This window comes from Marinobacter shunpengi (genome assembly GCF_045449715.1).
GTDB lineage: Bacteria > Pseudomonadota > Gammaproteobacteria > Pseudomonadales > Oleiphilaceae > Marinobacter.
In genome coordinates this window covers 40,591-66,695 of record NZ_JBJJLA010000006.1, presented here as the reverse complement: position 1 = coordinate 66,695, position 26,105 = coordinate 40,591, and the positions used below count along the sequence as shown (strand labels likewise).

Genomic DNA, 26,105 nt, shown 5'->3' with positions numbered 1-26,105 from the left:
TGATTCAATGGCAGAAAGCGGAGAAAGTATCGGTCAGGGCCTCGAAGGAAAAATCATCGACCACTTCCGCCTCACCCAGGCTGCGCAGGAGTATCAGGCGCAGGCGGCCGTCGACATTCTTCTTGTCCACCGCCATCAGATCCATGAAATGATCCGCGGTCATCCCCCCGGGAATCCCGGTGGGCAGTCCGGCAGAGGCGACAATGGCTTCCACCCGACGCCTGTCGCTGTCGGAAATGCTGCCCAGCCGGGCCGAGAGGTCCGCCGCCATCACCATGCCGGCACCCACCGCTTCCCCGTGAAGCCAGTTGCCGTACCCGGCATGGGTTTCGATGGCATGACCAAAGGTATGACCAAGGTTCAGTATGGCCCGCAAACCGCCTTCCCGCTCATCCTGTGCCACCACATCCGCCTTGCACTCGCATGACCGGTAGATGGCTTCGGTCAGCGCCTCGGCATCCAGGCCCATGAGCTCAGGCATGGCGCCCTCAAGCCAGTTCAGGAAGCCGGGCTCCCGAATCAGGCCATACTTGATCACTTCGGCCAGACCCGCGGAGATCTCCCGGGGCGGCAGCGTTTTCAGGGTATCGGTGTCCACCAGCACACACTTTGGCTGATGGAAGGCCCCGACCATATTCTTGCCCAGCGGATGGTTGATTCCGGTTTTTCCACCCACCGAGGAGTCCACCTGGGCGAGCAGCGTCGTCGGCACCTGGATGAAATCCACGCCCCGCTGGTAGCAGGCCGCCGCAAAACCCGCCATATCACCGACAACGCCGCCGCCCAGGGCCACTACCGTGGTCTTGCGGGAATGCCGCTTCTCCAGCAAGGCATCAAAGATCAGGTTGAGCGTCTCCCAGTTCTTGTGGGCCTCACCATCCGGCAGGATTACTTCATCCACCTGGCAGCCCGGGAAACTGTTACGGGCCTGCTCCAGATACAGGGGCGCGACGGTGGCGTTGGTCACGATCATCACCGTGCTTCCGGCCACATAGGGCGTCAGGTCCTGCTGCCCCAGCAGCCCTTTACCGATAACAATGGGGTAGCTTCGGTCACCCAGTTCCACCCGAAGTTCCCGGGACGATTCAGGCATGGTTCCTGTCCTCTTTCCTGACCTTGCGCCGTTGACGCGGTGTCCTTGGATTCAGTCGATTGATAATCTGCCGCACCACCAGCCTGGGACTCTTGCCGTCCGTCAACATGACAATATCGGCCAGATGGGAGTATATCGGGTCCCGTAGCTCAAACAGCTTCCTGAGCACGGCCTCGGGGTCATCGTTCTGCAGCAGCGGGCGGTTACGGTCCTTACGCGTGCGTTCAAACTGTTGCTCGAGAGACGCCTTGAGGTAGACGACAACCGCATCCCGCTTGAGCCATTGGTGGTTGTCCTCTTTCATCACGGCACCACCACCAGTGGCCAGTACCGATGCACCGGTGTCGGACAGTTCCTTTAATATGGCCGTCTCCCGCTGACGAAACCCCGCCTCCCCTTCCACATCAAATATCCAGGGAATATCAGCCCCGCACCGCTCTTCAATCACGCGGTCCGAGTCCAGGAAGTGATACCCGAGCTCCCGGGCCAGTTGGCGACCGATCGTGCTTTTGCCCGCTCCCATGGGGCCGACCAGCACGATTCGTCTTGGTAACGGCATTGCTTCAACTCCCGATTGAACAGGCCCGAGAGAATACCACAAACACAAAAAAGCCGCCGGTATGACCCGGCGGCTTTCCGGTGACGCAACCGTCTAGTCGATCAGGTTACCTTCCATGATCTTGGGTGTGATGAATATCAACAGTTCGCTGCGTTCATTGACATTCTCCGTCCGACGGAACAGGGCACCGACAAAGGGAATATCACCCAGCAACGGTGTCTTGGTCACGGTGGTAGCGACCTCAGACTGGAAGATGCCGCCAAGCACCACGGTTTCGCCGTTGCCGACCAGGACCTGCGTCGTTACCTCATTGGTATTGATACTCGGGATACCCGCCGTTTCCTGACCCCGGGAATCCTGGTTGACGCGAAGATCCATAATGATCTTGTTGTCCGGCGTAATCTGCGGCGTCACTTCCAGGGACAGGGCCGCTTCCTTGAAGGATACGGATGTCGCACCGCTGGAAGAGGCCTCCTGATATGGGATCTCTTCACCGGACTTGATCACGGCTGTCTGACGGTCCGCGGTAACCACTCGGGGCTGGGATACCAGCTCGGCCTTGCCGTCACTTTCCAGGGCTGAGATCTCCAGGTCCACCAGGAAGTTGTCGCCACCCAGACCAATGGCGAAGGACGAGGCGCCGGCATCGGTAACACCCAGATCAACCACCAGGGCATCCGGATAGACCACTTCCTGGTCGTTCCAGACACTTTCATTCCCTTCAAGGGAACCACTGCCGAACCAGGTGTTGTCACCATCGTCTTCAAGGAAACCACCACCCCAGCGGACCCCCAGGCTTTCAGCCACATTGGTCTGGGCACGAACGATACGGGCTTCGATGGACACCTGACGCACCGGAATATCCCAGGTGTTGATCAGGCGACGGATCTCTTCCAATTTTTCAGCAGTCTCTCGCACACTGATGGTGTTGGTACGGACATCCGAGGAGATAAAGCCGCGACCAGAAATCAGTTCCTCGTCCTCCTGAATGAGCCCAACAATGTCCCCGGCCTTTGCGTAGTTGACCTGGATGATCTCCAGACGAACCGGTGCCAGTTCGGCAATCTGCTTGTTGGTCTCCAGTTCCAGACGCTCGCGGGCAGCGATTTCTTCCGCTGGCGCCACCAGCAGCACGTTGCCAATCTGACGCTTGTCCAGGCCCTTGGTTTTCAGGATCAGCTCCAGGGCCTGGTCCCAGGGCACATTCTGCAGACGCAGGGTGATGCTGCCGGATACGGTATCACTCGCCACCAGGTTCAGGCCGGTAAAGTCGGCAATCAGCTGCAGCACCGAGCGTACTTCGATGTCCTGGAAGTTCAGGGACAGCTTGTCACCGGTGTAGGGGAACTTCTCTTCCTGACGACGCTCAGCCTCTTCCTCGGTCAGTTTTTCCACACTGACGGTGAAACGGGAACCTGACTGGTACGCCAGGTAGTCATAGGCACCCTGGGGGCGGATCTCGATAACCGCATCACCGCCCTCAGTGAAAGTGTCCACCCGGGTGACCGGCGTGGCGAAGTCGGTGACGTCCAGACGACGACGCAGTTTGGTCGGCACTGTCGCACCATCCATGACCAGGCGGATTCGACCGCCCTGTTCATTGAGCGCAACCGGAACGCTGCTGTTCGACAGATCGATAATGACTCGACCTTCACCATCGGCTCCCCGACGGAAGTCCACGCCAGTAATGGCGTCGCCGGAAACCGGTTCAGATGCCGATGCACTGGCGCCGCCGGAGGAAGAGGGCATAGCCGAATCCGACGCCATCGAACCGGTAACGCCACCCCCGTCACCGATGGTCACAATCAGCGTATTGCCGGATACTTCGGTCTCGTAGGGCGTAAGTTCCAACAGGTTAAAAATCAGGCGGGTACGGTCCTGGGTTTCAACCACCGTCATGCTCTGGGTATTGCCATCCCCGAGAGACATACTCCGGCTGTCCAGACCGCTGACGGTATCGTTGAGGTCAATGGCGATCCGGGCCGGACGCTCAATGGTATACCCCCTGGGTTCCGGTGGTGTCTCGTCAAAACTCAGCACCACCTCGGTGCGGTCGCCAGAGAGCGAGGAGAACTCCACGTCCTGAAGCGTTGCCGCATTGGCAAGTCCGGCTGCCATCGCCAGAGTTGCCGCGCTCATCAATACCGTGAATTTTCTGAACATCGCTAGCCTCGACCCCAAAACTTGTGTTACTTGCCTGTTTCTTTGTGTATTCATCTTCGCGCCGCTCCCTAGCCTTCGTCTTCCAGCGACAGGGATCGGGGCCTCTCAACCCAGCCCCCCTGGCCGTTGGGCACGATTTCCAGCAACTCAACCCGGGTCTCGCTGATGCCGACAATGCGGCCATAGTTGGCCCCCATGTAGTTGCCGTTGCGAACCCGGTGAATGCCCCCATCTGCGTCCTCAATCAACGCAAACAGGTTGCCGTTTGCACTGGTCAATGTGCCGACCATTTCCAGCTCGGTGAGCCCGTAGTTCTCCAGGACTTCCTTGGGCCTGTCCAGGTCCGGCTCCACAGTGCTTTCCGGCGTGTCGTCCAGCATGGTCAGTTGGACATCCACCGGTGGCTCGAAGGGCGCCCGGCGATCCGCGGCCGAATAGGTAAAGGCCTCATAGGCCTGGAACTCCGGCAGGGGCTCCACATGGCCCCGCGGCTTGGCCCGGGTTTCTTCCATGTATCGATCAAGATCCGAAAAATCGCCTCCCTGGGTACATCCGGCAAGCAGGGTTGCCAGACAGACGCCCAGCCAGGCTTTCATTGCATGCTGTCTTGCCATGCTCACTCTCCAGCCCGGTAGCGGTAGGTTCTGGCGACAACCTGCATATCAAGCTGATCCGCGTTACCGCCTCGTGGTGAAATGGTGAAGTCGTGCAGCGTGACGATCCGGGGCAGACCCGCGATACTGCTCACGAAGGACGCCAGCTCGTGATAGGAACCACTGACCTGGATATTGATCGGCAGCTCAATATAGAAATCACGCTGCTTTTCGCTCTGAAGCTGAATTTCCTGCAGGGACAGACCACTGCCAAGGGCTGTGTTGGTAATATCCTCCAACAGCCCGGGAACTTCGGTATCACTGGGAAGCTGACGTACCAGAGCGCCGAAGGTTTCTTCCATTTCCGCCATCTGCTGCTTGAAGACCTCCAGGTTGGCCACCTGATAGGCCTTGCGCTCGTATTCCTGGCGCAGCTCCGCCTCCTTGCGCTCGACCTTCTCCAGTTGCGCATACTGGTCCTTGATAAAGAACCAGTAACCACCGCCGACAATCAGGCCGACGATGATCAGGACCACAATGAACTTGATGGGTGCGGGCCAGATGCCGGCGTTATTGATATCAAGATCATTGATATCAAAGTCGTTCATACTCTTGAGGGAGTCCGAAAGGCTCACTGCTCACTCTCCTCTTCCGGTTCTGGCGTAGTCTGGCTGACAAACAGATCGAAGGCACTATATCCGTCCCGACGACTGTCCGCTGCGGCAACGTTGCTCAGATTGGGGTTGGCAAACCACTCCGAGCGCTCGAAATTCCGCATCAGTGTCGCAATACGGCTGTTGGATTCAGCCATACCGATAATGGTCAGACGATCGTCATTCTTGCTCAGGTCGGTGTAAAAGAGACCTTCCGGCAAGGTGCGCACCAGCTCGTCAAACACCCGTACAATCACCGGACGCTTGCCCTGAAGATCCTGGATCACTTCCATCCGCGCCAGGAGCTCTTCACGCCGCTTGCGAAGCTCCTCTATCTCCTTGATCTGGCTGTCCAGTTTGCGGGAAGCCGCTTCAATGTAGTCATTGCGGGATTCCTGATAGGCAATCCGGTTATCCATGTCCGTCTTCCACAGGAAAGCCAGGCCGGCGGCCACAATGGCGGCCCCCAGCAACATGGTAACGAACTGTTTCTGTTTCTCCGCCCTGAGCTCCTCTCGCCAGGGCCTGAGGTTAATCTTGGCCATCAGTCAAAGCTCCTCATCGCCAGTCCGCAGGCAATCATCAGCGAGGGGGCGTCATTGGTCAGTGCCGACGCGTTCACCCGGGAGCCTACTGCCATGTCCGAGAAGGGGTTTGCCACAATCGTGGACGTCGCGGTCTTCTCCTCCACCATTTCGGCCAGCCCCTGTATGGATGCCGTGCCGCCGGCAAGGAGAACGTAATCCACCGCGTTGTACTGGCTGGCCCCGAAGAAGAACTGCAGGGCCCTTGCCACCTGCTGGACCACGGCTTCCCGGAAGGGCTCAAGCACTTCCGTCTCGTAGTCGTCGGGCAGGCCGCCCTGTTTCTTCGCCAGGCCGGCTTCCTCTACCGAAAGCCCGTAACGGCGCTGGATTTCCTCAGTCAGCTGCTTGCCCCCGAAAATCTGCTCACGGGTGTAAACCGTCTGGCCGCCGGCCAGTACACTGAGGGTGGTCATGGTGGCGCCGATATCCACGATGGCAACCACCAGCTCCTCACCATGGGAGTCCAGTTGGGGCTCAATCAGGGAGTAAGCCCGCTCCAGAGCATAGGCTTCCACATCAACGATCTTTGCCGTCAGGCCGGCAATATCCAGGGCATCCTCACGGATGTCGACGTTCTCCTTGCGGCACGCCGCCAATAGCACGTCGACCTGATCGGGATTGGACTCGGAAGGCCCCTGGACCTCAAAGTCAATGGCGACCTCATCCAGGGGATAGGGGATATACTGATCAGCCTCAAGGGCAATCTGGTCTTCCAGCTCGAACTCATTGAGCCCGGCATTCATCTGGATGACCTTGGTGATGACAGCCGACCCCGACACCGCAACCGCAGCCTGTTTGACTCCGGTACGGGCCTTGCTGACGACCCGCTTGATGGCGTCGCCCACCGCCTCGACATCGGTAATGTTCTTCTCAACGACAGCGTTTACGGGTAGCGGCTCGACAGCATGGCTCTCCACCTTGTAACGACTGCCCTGCTTTGATAGCTCCAGCAACTTGACCGAGCTGGAGCTGACGTCCACACCCAGTACGGTACTGGATTTTTTACCTGGTAATCCGAACACGCGCTCACCTTATACCTGGACAACCTTGCGCCTGGCATTGTGCCAGACTCCGGCCGTAAAACCCTGGCCTGACTGCTTTTTACGCTCTGATTCTTGTAATTCTGCGCAGCAGTTCCCTTTATATGTTTTTTGTGTAAGAGAATTTCTTCTGTTTTAGGTCTACAATGCAGCCTCGTTGTTTTGAGAGGTTGCAGGAGTATTGACTCCTTTTAACACCTAAAGCAATTTCTCAAATGATAGACTTATATCCAACAGTTGTCAGAAAAAAATGTCCCGACTGATTACAGCATCACGCTTCTTAATCTGGCTGACCATTCTTGGGGCCAGTTCCGCCATGCTCATCGCTGCCGGATTCTATCTTCATCTCCGCCCTGGCCTGCCGGCGGTACACCAGTTACTGGATACCCGCCTTCAGACGCCACTCAGGATCTATTCATCAGATGACAGATTAATAGCAGAATTCGGGGAAAAGAGAAGGACGCCTGTCACAATCGACCAAATCCCCGAGAAACAGCTACAGGCCTTCCTCGCCGCGGAGGACTCACGCTTCTACGAACACTTCGGCGTGGATGTGATTGGCCTGGGCCGTGCAGCGGTTGAACTCGCCTCCACCGGGGAGATCCAATCAGGCGGCAGCACCATCACCATGCAGGTGGCGCGCAACTACTTCCTGACCAGGGATCGGACGTTTGCCAGGAAATTCAATGAGATACTGTTATCTTTCCAGATTGAGAAGGAACTGGACAAGGAAACCATCCTTGAGCTGTACCTGAACAAGATCTATCTGGGCAACCGGGCCTACGGCCTGGCGGCGGCAGCCCAGGTTTACTACGGAAAGCCTGTCGAAGAGCTTGACCTGGCCCAGATGGCCATGCTGGCCGGCCTGCCCAAGGCGCCCTCTGCCTACAACCCCCTGGCCAATCCGGAGCGGGCCAAGGTGCGCAGGGACTGGATCCTCGGGCGCATGAGCGAGCTCGGCTACATCACGGGCAGCGAATTCCAGGACGCCCTGAGCCAACCCCTGACAGCCAAGTATAACGCCACACAGACCGAAGTAAGCGCTGACTACGCCGCCGAAATGGCCCGAGCCGAAATGGTCGCACGCTATGGCGAATCCGCCTATAACGACGGCTTCCAGGTCACCCTGACAGTAAACGGTGATGACCAGGCGGCAGCCACGACCGCCCTCCAGCGGGGACTGGAAGCCTATGATCAACGTCATGGCTACCGGGGACCGGTGGATACCACCGATCAGGTTCCGGCGGACGAAGCCACCTATCAAAGCATCCTGGAAACCTACCCCCGGGTTGAAGACCTCTACCCGGTCCTGATTACCGACATCAGCAACGAGGACGGCCAGGCAACGGCGTGGTCCCGGCACCTGGGCGAGGGCTTCATCCCCTTTGACACCATGGCCTGGGCACGCCGGTTCCGGAGCACCAACGCCATGGGCCCCAAACCCTCCAGGGTGTCAGACGTGCTCTCCGTCGGCGATATCGTATACGTCCGCCGCCAGCCACCGGAAACAGCTAACCCAGCCGCCACAGAGGCGGCCAGCAACGACGATGCCCCCACTATAGAGGAAGGCACACTGGAGAACGGCACCGCCCCGGTCGTCGGCCCGGTACCGATGGCACTGTCACAGATACCGGATGTCCAGGGGGCGCTGGTATCGCTGGAAGCCAGAACCGGAGCCATCCAGGCCCTGTCCGGCGGCTACAGCTTCAACCAGAACAAGTACAACCGGGCCATCCAGGCCCAGCGACAGCCCGGGTCAACCTTCAAGCCCTTCATTTATCTAAGGGCCCTGGAACAGGGCATGACCCCGGCAACCATCTACAACGACTCCCCCATCGTCCACCGGGGGGATGACATGGAACCAGGCTGGCGCCCAGAGAATGCCGGCGGCGAGTTCGGCGGACCAACACGACTGCGGGAAGCCCTCTACCGCTCCCGCAACCTGGTCTCCATCCGCCTGCTACAGGATCTGGGTGTGGACGACACGGTGGCATTCCTGGATCGCCTGAAGCTGCCCACCGACCACCTCCACCGGGACCTGTCCCTGGCTCTGGGAAGCGGCTCAATGACCCCCATGGACATGGCCCGGGCCTTTGCCGTCATCGCCAATGGCGGCTATGACGTACAGCCATACCTGATCCAGACCATCCGCGACAGCGAAGGAAAGGTACTTTACGAAGCGCCTCCGGCCATACTCTGTGATCGCAACTGCGACCAGCTCAGAGAGAACAGCCCCACACCGGTGGTGGGTTTCCCCGCCATCCGCGTGGCGGAAAGGCTGGCGGATGAGCGAGCCGTGTATATTCTCCACTCCATGCTCAAGGATGTTATCAAGCGGGGCACCGGAACCGGTGCCCGGGTCCTGGAAAGGGACGACCTGGGCGGCAAGACCGGCACCACCAACGAGCAGAAGGATGCCTGGTTCTCCGGCTTCAACCACGAGATTGCCACTACCACCTGGGTAGGCTTCGATCAGCCCGCAACCCTCGGCTATCGTGAGTTCGGCGGCACCGCCGCACTCCCCATCTGGGTAGACTACATGCGCGAAGCGCTGGAAGGCATACCCTCGAAGAACATGAAGAGGCCCCGCGGCATTGTCCGTGTCCGGATAGACCCCGAGTCCGGTGACCGCGCCGCCCAGGGACAGGACAACGCCATCACCGAGATCTTCCGCGCCGAAAACGTGCCGGAACAGACCGCCGGCAATGGCTTGAGCGGTAACAGCGACGACGCCAACCTGCCTCGCAACCTGTTCTGACCGGTTTTGTAAAGACCCGATCGGGACCTTCCCGATCGGGCAATCCGGCCCTCAATCCTGCCAGCTACAACCCTTCTCGACTTTCCTGCAGGCACAAAAAAACCGACGGCCTTCACCGTCGGCTTTTCATTCGTTCGCCGCTGATCAGCGAATATCTTCCATGGACTTCAGCGGATAGTGTTCCGGATATCCCTTGCGGGCAACCCCGGAATCCACGGCCGCGCGGGCTACCGCCGCGGGCACTACATCCAGCAAACGCACATCCATCGGCTTGGGAATGATGTACTCCCTGCCAAACTCAAAGCTGTCCACACCGTAGGCCTGACAGATTTCAGCCGGCACCGGCTCCTTCGCCAGTTCACGGATAGCGTGAACCGCAGCCACCTTCATTTCCTCGTTGATGGCGGTGGCACGTACGTCCAGCGCTCCACGGAAAATGAACGGGAAGCCCAATACGTTGTTCACCTGATTCGGATAGTCGGAACGACCGGTCGCCATGATCAGGTCGCTGCGGGCCTCCAGGGCCAGCTCAGGCTTGATCTCGGGATCCGGGTTGGAGCAGGCAAATACGATCGGGTTCGGCGCCATCTTCTGCAACTGCTCGACAGAAAACAGGTCCGGACCGGACAGCCCCAGGAAAACATCCGCGCCGTCGATGGCATCATCCAGGGTGCGCTTGTCGGTGTCGTTGGCGAACATCGCCTTGTACTGGTTCAGGTCGTCACGACCAGAGTGGATAACACCCTTGCGATCCAGCATGTAGATGTTCTCGGAGCGAACACCACAGCTCACCAGCAACTTCATGCAGGCAATGGCAGCCGCACCGGCGCCCAGGCAAACCACCTTGGCCTCGTCGATCTTCTTGCCCTGCAGTTCGAGAGCGTTGATCATGCCGGCGGCGGTGACGATGGCGGTGCCATGCTGATCGTCATGGAAAATGGGGACACTGCACTTTTCGATCAGTGCACGCTCGATCTCAAAGCACTCTGGCGCCTTGATGTCCTCAAGGTTGATACCACCGAAGGTGTCGGCAATCCGCTCCACCGTTTCGATGAACGCCTGCGGGCTTTCCGAGTCCACTTCGATGTCAAACACGTCAATACCGGCAAAACGCTTGAACAGAACGCCCTTGCCTTCCATTACCGGCTTGCTGGCCAGCGGGCCGAGATTACCAAGACCCAGAATGGCGGAGCCGTCGGATATGACCGCCACCAGATTGCCCTTGGCAGTGTACTTATATGCATTCTCGGGGTCCTTCGCGATCTCGCGGACCGGTTCGGCAACCCCGGGGCTGTACGCCAGAGACAGGTCGCGGGATGTCTGGGTCGGCTTGGTGATTTCAACACTCAGCTTACCCGGCCGCGGCTGGGCGTGATATTCAAGGGCTGCTTCTTTCAGATCTTGAGACATTGCCACTGTTCCGTTTGTCACGTTTAAATAAGGGACACTCTTCGACCATTCGCGTATTGACGCCGAAACACCGGGCGTCACCACAAATGTGAGCGCGCCATTATGGACTGAAGCCTGTCACCAAACAAGGCCTGGTATCCGTAATATCCACTACAGGCTCACAGAACACCAGCCATAAAAAAAGCACCCCGGAGGGTGCTTTTCTGGCGCTGCCAACGGCGCCGCCAGCTGCAGGCACTTGGCCTTTCTTACTTCTTGCCACCGATACGGCCGCCGAAGCGCTTCTGGAACCGGTCAATACGGCCAGCGGTATCCATAACCTTCTGCTTGCCGGTATAGAACGGATGGCACTGGGAGCAGACATCCAGCTGCAGATCCTGGCCAAAAGTGGACCGGGTCTTGAAGACATTGCCGCAGCTGCAGCTGGCAGTAATGTCGTGATACTTGGGATGAATACCTTCTTTCATGGCGAACCTCTCCGGTCATGCCGCCACCCGGTCATCGCATTGATGAATCGATTTTTCAAGATTATCAATACCTTGATGCCGAGCACCGCATGTTTGAATCCAGTGGAAAGACAGGGCACAATCAACCCCGTCTGAATCAGACCGCGCATCTTACGTGCAAATGCCCGTTGACGCAAGATACGCGACGCCCGAAACAACCGCCATGTGCGCCCGGAGTCGTAGTGCCCCAGACCGTACGCGTTGCCCTCAATCGCCCCATCCGGCGCCTCTTTGACTACATCGTCCCCGAGCAGATGGCCCTTACCCCCGGACAACGGGTGCAGGTGCCCTTCGGGCAGCGTCATGCCATCGGCCTGGTCGTGGAAACCGACGTCACCCCGCCGCCGGGCATTGACCTCAAGCCGGTCGGTAAGCCCCTGGAATCCTGGCCTGCACTGCCCACCGAGACCCTGAACCTGCTTACCTGGGCATCCGGTTACTATCAGCACCCCCTGGGGGAGTGCCTGTTCATGGCCCTGCCCCCCGCCCTCCGCAAGGGGCGTCCCGCGGAGCCGGCTGGGGAGGAAACCTGGTGGACGACAACCGACGACGCCTCTTCCGAGATCCTGCCAGGTAACGCCCGCAAGCAGAAGCAGCTATTGTCACTCCTCCTGGAGTGCCCACATCCCATGGCCTGGAGCCAGCTCCGAGACCAGGGCTACACCCTCCCGCAACTGAAGAGCCTTGTTGAAAAAGGGCTTCTCCGGCAGGTCGAACCACCGGAAACTGCACCGGCACCTGCCACACCTACCGAAACGCTCCCCACCCTGACCGATGCTCAACAGGTCGCCGCCGATGCCCTGCCGGATGGAACGGGTTTCTCCGCAACGCTGCTCTACGGCATTACCGGCAGCGGCAAGACAGAACTCTACCTGGACTACCTGCAACGCATCCTGGATAACAGGGGCCAGGCCCTTGTACTGGTCCCGGAGATCAACCTGACACCGCAGACCGTGGCCCGGTTCCGCCGATACTTCGGCGACCGCATCGTGGTCTGGCATTCAGCCCTTAACGACCGGCAGCGCCTGCAGACCTGGCTCCGGGTCCGGGAGGGGGAGCCGGTCATCCTGATCGGCACCCGCTCCGCGGTATTGCTGCCCTTTACCCGGTTGCGGGCCATGGTGGTGGATGAGGAACATGACAGTTCCTACAAGCAGGGTGAGGGTTTCCGCTATTCGGCCAGGGATCTGGCGGTCTTCCGGGCCCGGGAGAACCATTGCCCGATCATCCTTGGGTCCGCCACCCCGTCCCTGGAATCGCTGCAGAATGCGGCCACCGGAAAATACCTGCAGGTGGACCTTACCGAACGCGCCGGGATGGCACGCCCACCTCGGCTCAGGCTGCTGGATATCCGCAGCCGGCCACTGAACGGGGGCTTGTCCCGACCGGCCATGGACGATATCCGGGCCACCCTGGCAGCTGGTGAGCAGGTGCTGGTGTACATCAACCGGCGTGGCTTTGCGCCCGTCTTGATGTGTTTCGACTGTGGTCACATCGCTGAATGCCCCCATTGCGACACCCATCTTACCTACCATCGCCGGGATCGCGCCCTGCGCTGCCACCACTGTGACTACCAGCAGCCAGCCTTCAGCCAGTGCCCCAAATGCGCCGGGGAAGCCTGCCAGCCGGTGGGCCAGGGCACCGAACAGACCGAAGAGGTGCTGGCCACCAGCTTTCCGGATGTCCCGGTACTGCGCATCGACCGGGACAGCACCCAGCGCAAGGGCAGCATCCAGGCCATCCTGAAGCAGGTCAACTCCGGCGAACCCTGCATCCTGGTGGGTACCCAGATGGTGGCCAAGGGCCATGATTTTCCCAATGTCACGCTGGTGGTGGTGGTCAACGCCGATGGCGGCCTGTTCAGCGTGGATTTCCGTGCGCCGGAACAAATGGTCCAGACACTGCTGCAGGTCAGCGGCCGGGCCGGTCGCGGGGAGAAACCCGGCCAGGTACTGATACAGACCTGCCACAGCGATCATCCACTGTTGACCACCATCGCCCAGGGCGACTACCTGGCCATGGCCCGCCAACTGCTGGCCGAACGGGAGCAGATCAACCTGCCCCCCTTTCGCGCCATGGCTGTCCTGCGGGCGGAAGCCCCCTCCATGGAAGCCGCGCTGACCTTCCTGGACCAGGCCCGCAACGACCTGCCCTCGGACACCCTGGATATCTGGGGCCCCCTGCCCGCGACAATGGCCCGCAAGGCCGGTCGGCATCGGGCACAACTGGTGCTGCAATCGTCTGGCCGGGGTAGCCTGAACCGCATCCTGGCCCGGCTCTGTGCCCATCTGGACCAGCAACGCCTGCCCAACAGTCTGCGCTGGATGGTGGACGTGGACCCCCTGGAAACGGGATAGTCCCCTACGAACACCTGCGGATTTTGCTAAGCCCCGCCCTTTCCGGGATAATACCGGCCCTCAAACCAGTAAGGCATCCAGGCCAATCACACCACATTCCCGAAGCAAGGGTCACCGGATAGCATGAAAGACACCGTCACCGAACTTCTCGGCGCAGCACTGGCCGCCCTTCAGTCAGAAGGCACCCTGCCCGCGGATCAGACCTTCACACCACAGGTTGGCAATACGAAGGACAAGGCCCACGGCGACTATGCCTGCAATATCGCGCTGGCCGCCGCCAAGGCTGCCGGTTGCCCGCCGCGACAACTGGCAGAGGCACTGGTGGCTCGCCTGCCCGAGAGTCCGGCGGTGGCCAAGGTGGAGATAGCCGGACCCGGTTTCATCAATTTCTTCATGACCGCCGAGAGCGCCGTCAGCATTGCCGGCGACATCCTCGAACAGGGGGTACGGTTCGGCCGTAACAACAGCGGCCAGGGACAGAAGGTGCAGGTGGAGTTCGTCTCCGCCAACCCCACCGGCCCCCTCCATGTGGGCCATGGCCGGGGCGCGGCCATCGGTGACAGCCTCTCCCGCCTGCTGGAAGCCAACGGCTACGACGTCACCCGTGAGTTCTATTACAACGATGCGGGCGCCCAGATCGACAATCTGGCGAAATCCGTCCAGGCCCGGGTCAGAGGCCTGGGACCGGACGACGCCTCCTGGCCCGAAGACGGCTATCGGGGCGACTACATCAAGGATGTGGCCGAGGCCTACCTGAAGGGCGAAACCGTGACCGCCGATGACCGGGAAGTCACCGGTAAGGCGGATCCGGAGGACACCCAGGCAATCCGCGAATTTGCCGTGGCCTACCTGCGCCGGGAGCAGGACCTGGACCTGAAGGCGTTCGGTGTGGAATTTGACGTCTACTTCCTGGAGTCTTCCCTGTATCAGGACGGCAAGGTGGAAGAGACCGTAAAGTGTCTGCAGGAGAACGGCTATACCTACGAGCACGACGGCGCCATGTGGCTCAGAACCACCGAGTTCGGCGACGACAAGGACCGGGTCATGCGCAAGAAGGACGGTGGTTACACCTACTTCCTGCCGGATGTGGCCTATCACCTGAACAAGTGGCAGCGCGGCTTCACCACAGTCATCAATGAACAGGGTGCTGACCATCACTCTACCGTCACCCGGGTTCGCGCCGGCCTGCAGGCACTGAAGGCCGGCATCCCCCAGGGCTGGCCGGACTATGTACTGCACCAGATGGTGATGGTGACCCGCTCCGGCCAGGAGGTGAAAATCTCCAAGCGGGCCGGCAGCTATGTCACCGTGCGGGACCTGATCGACGAGGTCGGCCGGGATGCCACCCGCTTCTTCCTGGCGGCCCGTCGTGTGGACTCTCAGCTCACCTTCGACATCGACCTGGCCCGGTCCCAGACCAACGAGAACCCGGTGTACTACATTCAGTACGCCCATGCACGGATCTGTAGCGTGCTGCGCAAGCTGACAGAAGAGCACGGCGTGGAACGGGGCTTCAATGACGTGGCCGGGGACCTGGGTCTGCTGACCCTGGACGAGGAAAAGGAGCTCGCCAATCAGCTGGCGAAATACCCGGAGCTGATCCGCAGCGCCGCCGATACCCGGGAGCCGCACCACCTGACCCATTACCTGCGGGAGCTGGCGGGCCAGTTCCACACCTACTACAACGCCCACAAGGCACTGGTGGACGATACCGCCCTGCGCGACGCCCGCCTGACCCTGTACCTGGCCGTGCGACAGGTGATCGCCAACGGGCTGGACCTGCTGGGTATCAGCGCCCCGGAAGAAATGTAGCCGGCAGGAGATACCCCATTGGCCAGGGATTACGCCCGCAAGCAGTCGTCCGGCAGGGGAGCGGTCAACAGTGCACCGCCCCCCCGGAAGACCCGCGCCCGGGCAAACACACCCAAGAGCACCCCGCGCCGTCGCCTGGTCGGGGCCGGAAAGCAAAGCGGAGGACTGTCTGTGCGCTGGATCCTGTCACTGGCGGCGGTCGGTGGATTTATCGGCTTCATCTTCTACCTGAACACCCTGGAACCCGACGGCGGCACGCCAGCCGGGGGCGACACCAGCCCACCGGTGAGCCAGCCCGTCGAGCCAGCCCCGGAAACCAATAACGATACCGCCCGGGAGCAGCCCAGGTTCAAGTTCTACGACATGCTGCCGGAGTCGGAGGTGGTGCCACCCAATGTGGACGAATACACCCCCAGCCCGGACACCCAGGACTTCCGCTACCTGGTGCAGGCCGGCTCCTTCCGCAGCTCAGAGGACGCCGAACGCCAGCGCGCGCAGATCGCCTTCCAGGGCCTCCGCGCCAAGGTGTCCCGGATTGATATCGAGGAAGGTAACACCTGGTACCGGGTAAACGTGGGCCCGTTCGACAGCCGCAGCCAGATGAATTCCGCCGTGGACAAGCTGGTGGCCATCAGTATCCAGCCGCTGGTACGGAAAATCCCCAAAGAGTGAGTCCCCGGCTTTCACACCGTGCCTTGAAATCCCGCAGGCCGGCTCCATATCTCGGAAATCACTTCGATTTCAGGATATGGAGCCCCGATGACAACGATACTTTCAGTACGCCGTGACGACGAGGTAGCCATGGGCGGCGATGGCCAGGTCTCCCTGGGCAATACCGTCATGAAAGGCAATGCCCGCAAGGTACGCCGACTTTACAACGGCAAGGTACTGGCCGGATTTGCCGGTGGCACCGCCGATGCCTTCACCCTGTTCGAGCGTTTCGAGGCCCAGCTGGAAAAGCATCAGGGCAACCTCACCCGGGCGGCGGTGGAGCTGGCCAAGGACTGGCGTACGGACCGGGCCCTGCGACGACTGGAAGCCCTGCTGGCCGTGGCCGACAAGACCGCTTCCCTGATCATTACCGGCAACGGTGACGTCATCGAACCCGAGCACGGCCTGATTGCCATTGGCTCCGGTGGCCCCTTCGCACAGGCATCCGCCACGGCCCTGCTGGAGAATACCAAACTGAGTGCCCACGAGATCGTCGAGAAGGGCCTGGATATCGCCGCCGATATCTGCATCTATACCAATCACAACCGCACCCTTGAAGTGCTCTCAGCCAACGACTGAACCGGAGCTACCATGTCTGCAATGACTCCCCGCGAGATTGTCCACGAGCTGAACAAACACATCGTTGGCCAGGAAGAAGCCAAGCGCTCCGTTGCCATCGCACTACGTAACCGGTGGCGCCGGATGCAGCTCGACAGCACCCTGCGGGACGAAATCACCCCCAAGAACATCCTGATGATCGGCCCCACCGGTGTGGGCAAGACCGAGATTGCCCGGCGCCTGGCCAAGCTGGCAGACGCCCCCTTCCTCAAGGTAGAAGCCACCAAGTTCACCGAGGTGGGCTACGTGGGCCGAGATGTGGAGTCCATCATCCGCGACCTGGCGGATATGGCCATCAAGATGCTCCGCGAGAAGGAAATGAAGCGCCACGAGAACCAGGCCCTGGATGCCGCCGAGGAACGCATCCTCGATGCCCTGCTGCCGCCGCCCCGAGACTTCAAGGAGGACAGCCAGCCGCGGGAGGATTCCTCCACCCGTCAGTTATTCCGCAAGAAGCTCCGGGAAGGCCAGCTGGACGACAAGGAAATCGAGATCGACCTGCGCAATTCCGCCGCCGGCGTGGAAATTATGGCACCCCCGGGTATGGAAGAGATGACCAACCAGTTGCAGAACATGTTCTCCAATCTCTCCCAGGACCGCCGCAAAACCCGCAAGATGAAAGTGGCGGATGCCATGCGCCAGGTGAAGGACGAGGAAGCCGCCAAGCTGGTGAACGAAGAGGAGATCAAGCAAAAGGCCATTGAATCCGTCGAGCAGAACGGCATCGTGTTCGTGGACGAGATCGACAAGGTGGCCAAGCGTTCGGAGAACACCTCCGCCGACGTCTCCCGGGAAGGCGTGCAGAGGGACCTGTTGCCGCTGATCGAAGGCAGCACCGTCAGCACCAAGTATGGCTCCGTGCGCACCGATCACATCCTGTTTATCGCTTCCGGTGCCTTCCACCTTTCCAAGCCATCCGACCTGATCCCGGAGCTGCAGGGCCGCCTGCCCATCCGGGTGGAACTGCAGGCCCTGTCGCCGGAAGACTTCCGTCGCATACTGACGGAGCCGGACGCGTCACTGATCCAGCAGTACGAGGCCCTGATGGGTACGGAAGGGGTCAAGCTCACCTTCAGCGACGACGCCATCACCCGGCTGGCCGAGGTGGCCTGGAAGGTCAACGAGAGTACGGAGAACATCGGCGCCCGTCGCCTGCACACGGTGCTGGAACGGCTGCTGGAAAGCCTGTCGTTTGACGCCGGAGACAAGGTAACCAACGAGTTCGAGGTGACCGCGGAGTACGTGGACGAAAAGCTCGGCGACCTGTCCGAGGACGAAGACCTCAGCCGCTACATCCTGTAAACCGGCAGCGGGCGTGGCCATCAGGCTTCGCCCACCCTGTCAGGAGCACACATCAATGAGCACGCGACCCACCGATATCCGCATCCGCAAACAAAGCAGGCTGCTACAACTGGTGTATGCCGACGGTCAGGTGTGGGAGCTGCCTTTCGAGCTGCTCCGGGTCTGGTCGCCGTCGGCGGAGGTCCGGGGGCACGGCGCCGGGCCGGGGACCCTGCAGACCGGCAAGAAGGAAGTGCTGGTTACCGGCGCGGAAATGATCGGCAACTATGCCCTCAAGCTCACCTTCAGCGACGGCCATGACTCCGGTCTGTACAGCTGGGAGTACCTGTGGGATCTGGGCGAACATCAGGACGACTACTGGCAGCGCTACCTGCACCGGCTGGAACAGGAAGGTGGTCGGCGGGAAGCCGGCCCCCAGGAGCACTCCTGAGGCCAGGTATCAGACCGGCCTGGCTTATTGGGCTTTCTGGAACACCTGGCTGACACTGCCCAGCACGCCCTTTTTCTGTCTCTGTTTCCGCTTCCTGGCCACATAGAGTGGCAGGGTTTCCCCATAGAGGGCGGTACTGATGGTCCGCTCACTGTCCTCCAGTACCTTCCGGTTCAGCCGGATACCGTGTTTGGCCAGCACCGGCTCCAGCTCATCAGCCCGTCGCAACAGGTCACGGCGGGTCATCTGGTAGGCGTGCTCACAGACCTGGCGACGGGAACGGAAACTGAACACGCTGGAGAAGAACAGCGTGGCGTCGTCCCGGGTGGGCTCAAACAGCATTACTTCCTTGCCCGGGTAGTCCCTGGCGTACTGGGCCAGGCCCTTCTGGATACGGGAATGCACCATGGTACGGAACATCTGCGCCAGCAGGTTGGGCATGCCGGAACCGGTCAGCTCATTCGCCGCCATGGTGCCCGCCGCCTCCGCGGCCCTGGCATCAACGGGTACCTGGGGGTTGATGGCCAGCACCAGGTCGGCGCCATGGTCAAGGGCCACGGACGCATGCAGCCCCTTGCGCAGGGTGCCATCCACACAATAACGCCCCTCCACCTGCACCGGCGTGTACAGGCCCGGCGACGCCATACTGGCCTGTATGGCCCTGGATACGGGGATATGATCCAGCCCTTCGTCCCCGAAGCACACGGTTTCCGTTGTCTCCACATCCGCCGCAATCACGAACAGACGCCGCCGCAGTTTGCGGAAATCATTGGTCCGCCCGGAGGTGGTAAACGCCCGGGCCAGGTATTCCTCCAGCGCGGAGTTGTCGAAGAGACCGGACGGCGCCGCCTGGGCCAGTATGGTCATGGCTTCCAGGAAACTCTGGTCATGGGGATTACGGAGGAAACGGGATACGGCGCTGGTCACCAGCCCCGGCACCGCCCGCAGGCGACGCCCCATCTCCCGCAGGGCGGGGCGATAGAACACTTCCGGGTGGAACGGATGCACCTCCGCCTCATGCCGGACAAAGATGCGACACAATTGCGCGGTGGTCAGCTGGTTGGCAAGATTGGCGGCGACGAACCCACCGGCATTGACCCCGACGTAGACATCAAGGTCATTGAAATCCAGACCATCCAGGGCCTCGTCCAGGGCCCTGAGCGCACCGATCTCGTAGATGCCACCCAGGGGGCCGCCGCCCCCGAGGGCCAGACCGATCCGGGGTGCCGGTCTCAGTTGGGTTGGTTCAGCGGTCATCTTGCCCTCCCCTGATATTCTCAAGTGCCACGATGCACCGTGTACCCGGCCAATACGGCCAGTTACGCGGGCATCAGGTCCAGTTACCCAACAAATTACCAATCGGAATTAGAATACTCACCCCAAAAAATTCCGGGCATACCGACCAAACCATGTGTCGGGTCAGCGGGCACCCTCATAGGTGGTCACCGGCACCGATGTTCGGCTGGGCCTCAGGTAGCGCGCAAAACCGGCGCTGCGCAAGGCAAGGTCCACACAGCTCTTGATAACATGGGGTGAATCCAGCAGGAGCACATCCTCAAGCAACTGGGCGGCCCACTCGCGGCTGATGCTGCGGATCACCGACTTGACCTTGGGCAGGCTGGCGGCGTTCATGGACAGGGCGTCATACCCCATGGCCATCAACAGCAGGGCACCGCCCGGATCGCCGGCAAGCTCACCACAAATGGTCACCGGCTTGCCCACCGAATGGGCGTCCTGGGCAATCCGCACCAGGGCCTGCAGCACGGCGGGATGGTAGGAATGGTAAAGCTGGGCCACGCGGGGATTGTTGCGATCCACCGCCAGCAGGTACTGGGTGAGGTCATTGGAGCCCACGGACAGGAAATCCACCCGTTCGGCCAGCTCCCGCACCTGGTACACCGCCGCCGGCACCTCAATCATGACACCCACCCTGGGCATATGGATCTGGTAGCCTTCCTCCCGGACCTCATGGTAGACCCGGTAGATCAGGTGGAGCGACTCCTCCACCTCGGAAATATTGCTGATCATGGGGAGCATGATCTGCAGGTTGTTGAACCCCTCACTGGCCTTGAGCATGGCCCGCACCTGCACCAGGAAAATCTCCGGGTGGTCCAGGCTGATCCGGATGCCCCGCCAGCCCAGGAACGGGTTCTCCTCGTTGATGGGGAAGTAGCTCAACGCCTTGTCGCCGCCGATATCCAGGGTGCGCATGGTGACCGGATTGGGGGCGAAGGCTTCAAGCTGTTCCCGGTAGTATTCCCGCTGCTCCTGCTCGGACGGGAAGCGCTCCTTGATCATGAAGGGCACTTCCGTCCGGTACAGGCCGATACCTTCCGCGCCATGGCTCAGGGAACGGACCACATCGGTCATCAGACCCGTGTTTACCAGCAACGAAACACGGTGGCCATCGGTGGTGACGCAGGGCTTGTCCCGCAGGGCCTCAAGCCCCCGGAAAAGCTCGTCTTCCTCGTCGCAGATTTCCTGGTAGTAGTTGCGTAGCTCGGTGGATGGCGAGGCAAATATCTGCCCCTCAAACCCGTCGACGATCAGTTCCTTGCCGTCAAGCTGGTTCACCGGGATATCCACCAGCCCCATGACCGTGGGCACCCCCATCGCGCGGGCCAGGATCGCCACATGGGAGTTGCTGGAGCCACGCACCGACACCAGCCCCACCAGGCGCCCCCTGGGCACTTCCCCCAGCATGGCGGGGGTCAGTTCCTCGCTGACCAGCACCGTGCGTTCGGGGTAGTCCACCTCGCGGCTGTCGCCTTCCTGCAGGTGAGACAGGATCCGGCGCCCCAGGTCCCGGATATCCACCGCCCGCTCCCGCAGGTAGTGGTCGTCCATCATCTCGAAGTGACGGACGTACTGGTTGACCACCTGTTTCAGGGCGCCCTGGGACCAGAGGCCGTCGTTGCGGATCCGGTTGGCCACCTCACCCGGCAGGGCATTCTCACCCAGCATCCGCAGGTAGACGTCGAACAGGGCCTGCTCCTCCGGGCGCAGCTTGTCGGACAGTCGCTCGGACACCTTCTGGATGTCCTCCTGGACGGCCTTTACCGCGTCCTGGAACACCACCAGCTCGCCATCAGGGTCGTTGGTGGTTTTCTCCGGCACGGCGTCCAGATCCGCCGGCGGGTACACCACCACGCCAGCGCCGATAGCAACGCCCGGGGCCCCCGGCACACCGTTGAAGGACACATCCCGGGCTTCCTCGCCGGTCAGTGACAAACCACTGATGGCACCGGTGGCTTCGCTGTGGGCAATCACACCGGCCAGCTGTGCCGACACGGTCACCAGGAAGGCTTCCTCACCCTCATCGAAATTCCGGGACGCTTCCCGCTGCTGGACCACCAGAACGCCCAATACCCGACGGTGGTGGATAATCGGAACACCCAGGAATGACCGGAAGCGTTCCTCGCCGGTTTCCGGGAAATAGCGGTAACGGGGATGGGAGGGGGCATCCTCCAGGTTGATGGGCTCCTCCCGGGAGCCCACCAGGCCCACCAGACCCTCGGAATGGCCCAGGCTGACCTTGCCCACGGCCTTCTTGTGAAGCCCCTCGGTGGCCATCAGGATGTAGCGGTTGGACGCCGGGTCCAGCAGATAGACGGAACATACCTCGGTGTTCATGGCAGCCTGTACCCGCGAAACGATAATGTCCAGCGACTCCTGCAGATCACGGGCGCCGTTTACTTCCTGAACAATACTTCGCAAGGTACCGAGCATAGTGGGCGTCAATCCATCATCGTTGTGGGTCCTGCCGGCGCGGCGCTTCTTCGGCCCGCTGCCATTGGTCGACAATACTGAAAAGCCGGGGAGCCAGTTCCCTCAGGGCCCGCCGGTATACTTCCCGCTTGAACGACACCACCTGGCCCAGCGGGTACCAGTAGCTGACCCATTGCCAGCCATCGAATTCCGGCGAATCCGTGTGGTCAACCCGCACGGAGGCATCCGGGGAAAGCATCCTCAGAAGGAACCATTTCTGTTTCTGACCAACGCAAACGGGTCGTGAATTCTGCCTCACCATCCGGCGCGGCAGGCGATAACGCAGCCAGCCGCGGGTGCAACTGATGATCTCCACATCATCCGCACTCAGACCGATTTCCTCGGCCAGCTCCCGGTAGAGAGCCTGTTCCGGTGATTCATCGTGCTTGATGCCACCTTGTGGAAACTGCCAGGAGTCCTGTCCGATTCTCCTTGCCCACAGCACTTCGCCCTTATGGTTGGCCAGAATGATTCCGACGTTGGGTCTGAAACCGTCTGAATCAATCACGGCACAGTCCTGTATCAAAGTTTGTTACGTGAAATCCGCATCGTCACTGTTGTGCGGACTCCCAGCCCCGATGTTCAGGGACTTTTATTCCAGATTGGCTCCATTCTTACAGAAAGCCTACTGGTCGGCAAACGAAGCCGGCACTCTTTTCAGCATGTTAGAATCGCTCCTGAAAAAAACTTCTGAGGAGACAACCCTTGACCCTGGCCATCTTTGACCTGGACAACACGCTGCTGGCGGGCGACAGCGACCACGCCTGGGGGGAATTCCTGGTGGACGCCGAGCTTGTCGACCCCGAACACCACCGGCAACAGAACGATCAGTTCTACCAGGACTACCTGAACGGTGAACTGGATATCCAGCGCTACCAGCGTTTCGCCCTGTCACCCATCGCGAATCGCGACCCCGAGGAAGTGACGGCCTGGCGCAAGGCCTTCATGGACAGCCGGGTCAGGCCCCTCTACCAGGCAAAGGCGGACGAACTGCTGGAACACCACCGCAGCCAGGGGCATACCCTGATGATCATTACCGCCACCAACCGCTTCGTCACCGGCCCCATCGCCGAAGCCATGGGCATCGAGCACCTGATTGCCACGGAACCGGAGATCCGCGACGGTCGCTACACCGGCGACATCACCGGGATACCCAGCTTCCAGGACGGCAAGGTGCTGCGGCTGCAGCAATGGCTGAAGGATAACGATGCCACCCTGGACGGTGCCTGGTTCTACAGCGACAGCCATAACGACCTGCCGCTTCTGCGACTGGTGGACAACCCGGTGGCGGTGGATCCGGACCCGACGCTGGAGCAGTATGCGAGGGAGCAGGGTTGGATGGTGATGTCGTTAAGGGATTAGTGGCTGAGCCACAAGGCTGCGGTAGACATCCCCTCTCCCCAACGAGGGAGAGGGAGTTACTCTACAAAAACTCCGTCAGCGACCGCACAAAGCAGGCCTTGAGATAGTCGGTTTCCGGAATGCCCGGCACCATGGGGTGATCCGGTCCCTGGTAGCCCTGCTCCAGCAGTTGAACGAAGCGGTCCACCTTGCGGGCACTGCCCCGGATAATGTCCACCAGCTTGTCCCTGGACAGGTGCATGGAACAGGAGGCGGATACCAGTAGCCCGTCTCGCTCCAGCAGGCGCAACGCCAACTGGTTGAGGCGGGCGTAGGCCTGTTCACCCGCCTTCTGGTCACGGCGACGGGGAATCAGCGCCGGCGGGTCCAGCACCACGATATCGAATTTCCGTTTCTCGTCGCACAGCTCCTTGAGTACGCCAAAGGCATCGCCTTCCAGGGTTTCCACGGCCCCGAAACCGTTCAGGGCGGCGTTATGGCGGACCGCATCCAGGGCCTGTCGGGAGCTGTCCACACAGGTCACCGATTCAGCACCACCCGCAGCCGCCTGCAGGCCCCAGCCGCCGGCATAGCTGAACACATCCAGCACCCGGCAACCGGGGCTATACTGTTGCAGCCGTGCCCGGCTCATGCGGTGGTCGTAGAACCATCCGGTCTTCTGGCCGCCGGTGAGTGGCACCTCGAAACGAACGCCGTTTTCCCGTACCTGCAGGACCTCCACCGGGTCGCCGTCCACCTGCTCCACATAGGATGGCAGTCCCTCCACCGACCGCATTTTGCCATCGTTCTTGAGAATGATGGCCTTGGGGTGCGCCAGCCGCTGGACGGCCCGCACGATAGAGTCCTTCATGGTCTCCATGCCGGCGGTGGATATCTGCACCACGACGACATCATCGAACCGGTCGATCACCAGTCCCGACAGGCCATCCCCGTCACCGTACACCCAGCGGTACCAGGGTTCGGGAAATACCCTTTCACGCAGCCTGAGGGCAGCCTCCAGGCGATCCGCCAGACGCTTCGGCGTCATGCCGCTGTTGGCGTTGCGACTGATCAGACGGCCGCAGATAAGCGCATGGGGATTCACAAACAGCGTGCCCAAGGGCTTGTCGTTGGCCGCTCGCAATTGCGCCTGGTCGCCGGCCTCGAAGTCGGCCAGGGGCGAGCGGCGGGTGTCCACCTCATTGCTGTAGACCCAGAGGTGCCCCGCCCTGAGCCGGCGTTCAGCGCCCTTGCGCAGATAAAGTACGGGAAAGTCCATCAGGCGCCGACCTTACGCATCGGCCAACAGATCGCCGTAGGCGGCCGCATCCATCAGGCCATCAAGTTCGCCCTTATCGGCAAGCTTGACCCGGTAAAGCCAACCTTCGCCATAAGGGTCTTCGTTGACCTTTTCCGGCTCGTCTTCCAGGGTGTCGTTGATTTCGGTCACCTCACCCGTTACCGGACTGAAGACGTCAGAGGCGGACTTGACCGACTCGGCCACGCCGGCCTCCTCGCCGCCGGTCACGGTGTCACCCACTTCCGGCAGACCGATGTAGACCACGTCACCAAGCTGCTCCTGGGCAAAATCGGTGATGCCGACGGTCGCCGTGCCATCATCCGTCACCCTGACCCACTGGTGAGTCTCGATGTACTTGAGATCGGCAGGTATTTCACTCATATCACTTGTCCATGGCTGGAGAATTTGCCGCAGTTTACCGGAAACCGCGCTGGAACAGGAACGCCAGAATCGCCGGCACCACCCTTTCGAACCGCTGGAAACGGTGATCGCCACCAGGCTGGATCCAGGTCCTGGCCCCCGGATGCTTGGCCAGGACTTCCCGGTAGTCGAGGGTCTCGTCGGCGGTCTGCACAAGGATGAACAGCTTGTCGCCATCCACACGCTCACCGGGTTCCATCGCTTCAAGGGTAGACGTATGGTCGGCGGTCAGCTCGTAGTGCTCACCGGTATAGGGGTTGTGCTGTGGTCCCAGGTGCTCCTGCAGCAACCGGTGGGGCCAGGCTGCTGGATTGATCAGGGCAGCCCTGATGCCCATACGGGCAGACAGCACAGAGGCAAAGAACCCTCCCATGGAACTGCCGATAATCCCGACAGGCCGGTCACCCGCCGATGCCACAGCCTCAACGGCCCGCTCCAGCGCCCGCTGCGGGTCGAACCCCAGTTCCGGCACCACCAGCTCCACCTCCGGCGCCAGCTCCGGCAAAAGGGTGCGAAGCTCCGAGACCTTCTGGGATTGCGGGGAACTGTTAAAGCCGTGGAGATAGACCACTACGGGGCCGTTTCCTGGAGAGGTCATGGGATATGCCTGATGTATTGACTGCAAGGATGGTCAGTCTACCCGGAGCCGCCAGCGTTGTGGAGGGCCCTGGAGAGCCGGCGAGA

Annotated in this window: 23 protein-coding genes; 8 read left to right on the top strand and 15 right to left on the bottom strand. The window is 60.9% G+C overall.

Translation table 11 applies throughout. The annotated features are described in order from the left end of the window. Window positions 1–4: 4 nt before the first annotated feature. The 7 genes from aroB to ACJO3T_RS02275 all read right to left on the bottom strand — a co-directional run bounded on the left by aroB (window position 5) and on the right by ACJO3T_RS02275 (window position 6,670). Complete coding sequence (aroB, locus tag ACJO3T_RS02305; protein WP_406961113.1) at window positions 5–1,093, bottom strand: 3-dehydroquinate synthase; 1,089 nt, start codon at window positions 1,091–1,093, stop codon at window positions 5–7. Then, entirely contained in the window at window positions 1,086–1,652 is a 567-nt protein-coding gene (gene aroK, locus ACJO3T_RS02300) for a shikimate kinase AroK (protein WP_406961111.1), read from the bottom strand. The genes aroB and aroK overlap by 8 nt, the downstream gene beginning before the upstream one ends. Before the next feature lie 93 nt (window positions 1,653–1,745). Then, complete coding sequence (locus tag ACJO3T_RS02295) at window positions 1,746–3,869, bottom strand: type IV pilus secretin PilQ (RefSeq protein WP_406977678.1); 2,124 nt, start codon at window positions 3,867–3,869, stop codon at window positions 1,746–1,748. 14 nt (window positions 3,870–3,883) lie between these two features. Next, a complete protein-coding gene (locus ACJO3T_RS02290) occupies window positions 3,884–4,429 on the bottom strand; it encodes a pilus assembly protein PilP (RefSeq protein WP_406961107.1) in 546 nt (181 codons plus the stop codon). A 2-nt stretch (window positions 4,430–4,431) separates the two neighbouring features. Continuing rightward, the gene (locus ACJO3T_RS02285; RefSeq protein ID WP_406961105.1) at window positions 4,432–5,043 is read right to left on the bottom strand and encodes a type IV pilus inner membrane component PilO; all 612 of its coding nucleotides are present in this window, start codon (window positions 5,041–5,043) and stop codon (window positions 4,432–4,434) included. After that, window positions 5,040–5,606, bottom strand: coding sequence for a PilN domain-containing protein (locus ACJO3T_RS02280; RefSeq protein WP_406961103.1), 567 nt, complete (start codon window positions 5,604–5,606; stop codon window positions 5,040–5,042). The genes ACJO3T_RS02285 and ACJO3T_RS02280 overlap by 4 nt, the downstream gene beginning before the upstream one ends. After that, on the bottom strand, window positions 5,606–6,670 hold the full coding sequence (locus ACJO3T_RS02275) for a pilus assembly protein PilM (protein WP_406961101.1): 1,065 nt from the start codon (window positions 6,668–6,670) through the stop codon (window positions 5,606–5,608). The genes ACJO3T_RS02280 and ACJO3T_RS02275 overlap by 1 nt, the downstream gene beginning before the upstream one ends. A gap of 268 nt (window positions 6,671–6,938) precedes the next feature. Between ACJO3T_RS02275 and ACJO3T_RS02270 the strand changes: the two genes are divergently transcribed. Beyond that, window positions 6,939–9,446 (top strand): penicillin-binding protein 1A, encoded by a 2,508-nt coding sequence (locus tag ACJO3T_RS02270; protein ID WP_406977677.1) that lies wholly within the window; start codon window positions 6,939–6,941, stop codon window positions 9,444–9,446. A gap of 144 nt (window positions 9,447–9,590) precedes the next feature. Here the strand turns inward: ACJO3T_RS02270 and ACJO3T_RS02265 are convergent, their stop codons facing one another. Next, on the bottom strand, window positions 9,591–10,856 hold the full coding sequence (locus ACJO3T_RS02265; RefSeq protein ID WP_406961098.1) for a malic enzyme-like NAD(P)-binding protein: 1,266 nt from the start codon (window positions 10,854–10,856) through the stop codon (window positions 9,591–9,593). Between the two features lie 248 nt (window positions 10,857–11,104). After that, window positions 11,105–11,323 (bottom strand): 50S ribosomal protein L31, encoded by a 219-nt coding sequence (gene rpmE, locus ACJO3T_RS02260; RefSeq protein ID WP_328184518.1) that lies wholly within the window; start codon window positions 11,321–11,323, stop codon window positions 11,105–11,107. A 221-nt stretch (window positions 11,324–11,544) separates the two neighbouring features. Between rpmE and ACJO3T_RS02255 the strand changes: the two genes are divergently transcribed. From ACJO3T_RS02255 to ACJO3T_RS02230, 6 genes are all read left to right on the top strand, one after another. Continuing rightward, window positions 11,545–13,719: a primosomal protein N' gene (locus ACJO3T_RS02255; protein ID WP_406961095.1), complete on the top strand. Its 2,175-nt coding sequence runs from the start codon at window positions 11,545–11,547 to the stop codon at window positions 13,717–13,719. Window positions 13,720–13,842: 123 nt separating this feature from the next. Beyond that, a complete protein-coding gene (gene argS / locus ACJO3T_RS02250; protein WP_406977676.1) occupies window positions 13,843–15,531 on the top strand; it encodes an arginine--tRNA ligase in 1,689 nt (562 codons plus the stop codon). A gap of 18 nt (window positions 15,532–15,549) precedes the next feature. Next, window positions 15,550–16,203 carry an SPOR domain-containing protein gene (locus ACJO3T_RS02245; protein WP_406977675.1) on the top strand — a complete coding sequence of 218 codons (654 nt, stop codon included), beginning with the start codon at window positions 15,550–15,552 and terminating at the stop codon, window positions 16,201–16,203. Between the two features lie 87 nt (window positions 16,204–16,290). Beyond that, window positions 16,291–16,821 carry an ATP-dependent protease subunit HslV gene (hslV, locus tag ACJO3T_RS02240; protein ID WP_406977674.1) on the top strand — a complete coding sequence of 177 codons (531 nt, stop codon included), beginning with the start codon at window positions 16,291–16,293 and terminating at the stop codon, window positions 16,819–16,821. A 12-nt stretch (window positions 16,822–16,833) separates the two neighbouring features. Then, window positions 16,834–18,162 (top strand): ATP-dependent protease ATPase subunit HslU, encoded by a 1,329-nt coding sequence (gene hslU / locus ACJO3T_RS02235; RefSeq protein WP_406977673.1) that lies wholly within the window; start codon window positions 16,834–16,836, stop codon window positions 18,160–18,162. Between the two features lie 55 nt (window positions 18,163–18,217). After that, a complete protein-coding gene (locus tag ACJO3T_RS02230; protein WP_406977672.1) occupies window positions 18,218–18,592 on the top strand; it encodes a gamma-butyrobetaine hydroxylase family protein in 375 nt (124 codons plus the stop codon). Between the two features lie 24 nt (window positions 18,593–18,616). Here ACJO3T_RS02230 and ACJO3T_RS02225 read toward each other — a convergent pair whose 3' ends face one another. From ACJO3T_RS02225 to ACJO3T_RS02215, 3 genes are all read right to left on the bottom strand, one after another. After that, entirely contained in the window at window positions 18,617–19,849 is a 1,233-nt protein-coding gene (locus ACJO3T_RS02225) for a patatin-like phospholipase family protein (RefSeq protein WP_406977671.1), read from the bottom strand. A gap of 162 nt (window positions 19,850–20,011) precedes the next feature. Next, window positions 20,012–22,321, bottom strand: a complete 2,310-nt coding sequence (gene ptsP / locus ACJO3T_RS02220; RefSeq protein ID WP_406977670.1) for a phosphoenolpyruvate--protein phosphotransferase — start codon at window positions 22,319–22,321, stop codon at window positions 20,012–20,014. Between the two features lie 16 nt (window positions 22,322–22,337). Further along, a complete protein-coding gene (locus ACJO3T_RS02215) occupies window positions 22,338–22,868 on the bottom strand; it encodes an RNA pyrophosphohydrolase (protein ID WP_406977669.1) in 531 nt (176 codons plus the stop codon). Between the two features lie 197 nt (window positions 22,869–23,065). Between ACJO3T_RS02215 and ACJO3T_RS02210 the strand changes: the two genes are divergently transcribed. After that, window positions 23,066–23,722 carry a histidinol-phosphatase gene (locus ACJO3T_RS02210; RefSeq protein ID WP_406977668.1) on the top strand — a complete coding sequence of 219 codons (657 nt, stop codon included), beginning with the start codon at window positions 23,066–23,068 and terminating at the stop codon, window positions 23,720–23,722. 61 nt (window positions 23,723–23,783) lie between these two features. Here ACJO3T_RS02210 and ACJO3T_RS02205 read toward each other — a convergent pair whose 3' ends face one another. From ACJO3T_RS02205 to ACJO3T_RS02195, 3 genes are read right to left on the bottom strand one after another with little or no spacing between them, the layout of a single operon-like run. Continuing rightward, window positions 23,784–24,980 (bottom strand): class I SAM-dependent rRNA methyltransferase, encoded by a 1,197-nt coding sequence (locus tag ACJO3T_RS02205; protein ID WP_406977667.1) that lies wholly within the window; start codon window positions 24,978–24,980, stop codon window positions 23,784–23,786. 12 nt (window positions 24,981–24,992) lie between these two features. After that, window positions 24,993–25,382: a glycine cleavage system protein GcvH gene (gene gcvH / locus ACJO3T_RS02200; protein WP_406977666.1), complete on the bottom strand. Its 390-nt coding sequence runs from the start codon at window positions 25,380–25,382 to the stop codon at window positions 24,993–24,995. 34 nt (window positions 25,383–25,416) lie between these two features. Beyond that, window positions 25,417–26,019: a YqiA/YcfP family alpha/beta fold hydrolase gene (locus ACJO3T_RS02195; protein ID WP_406977665.1), complete on the bottom strand. Its 603-nt coding sequence runs from the start codon at window positions 26,017–26,019 to the stop codon at window positions 25,417–25,419. Window positions 26,020–26,105: the final 86 nt, after the last annotated feature.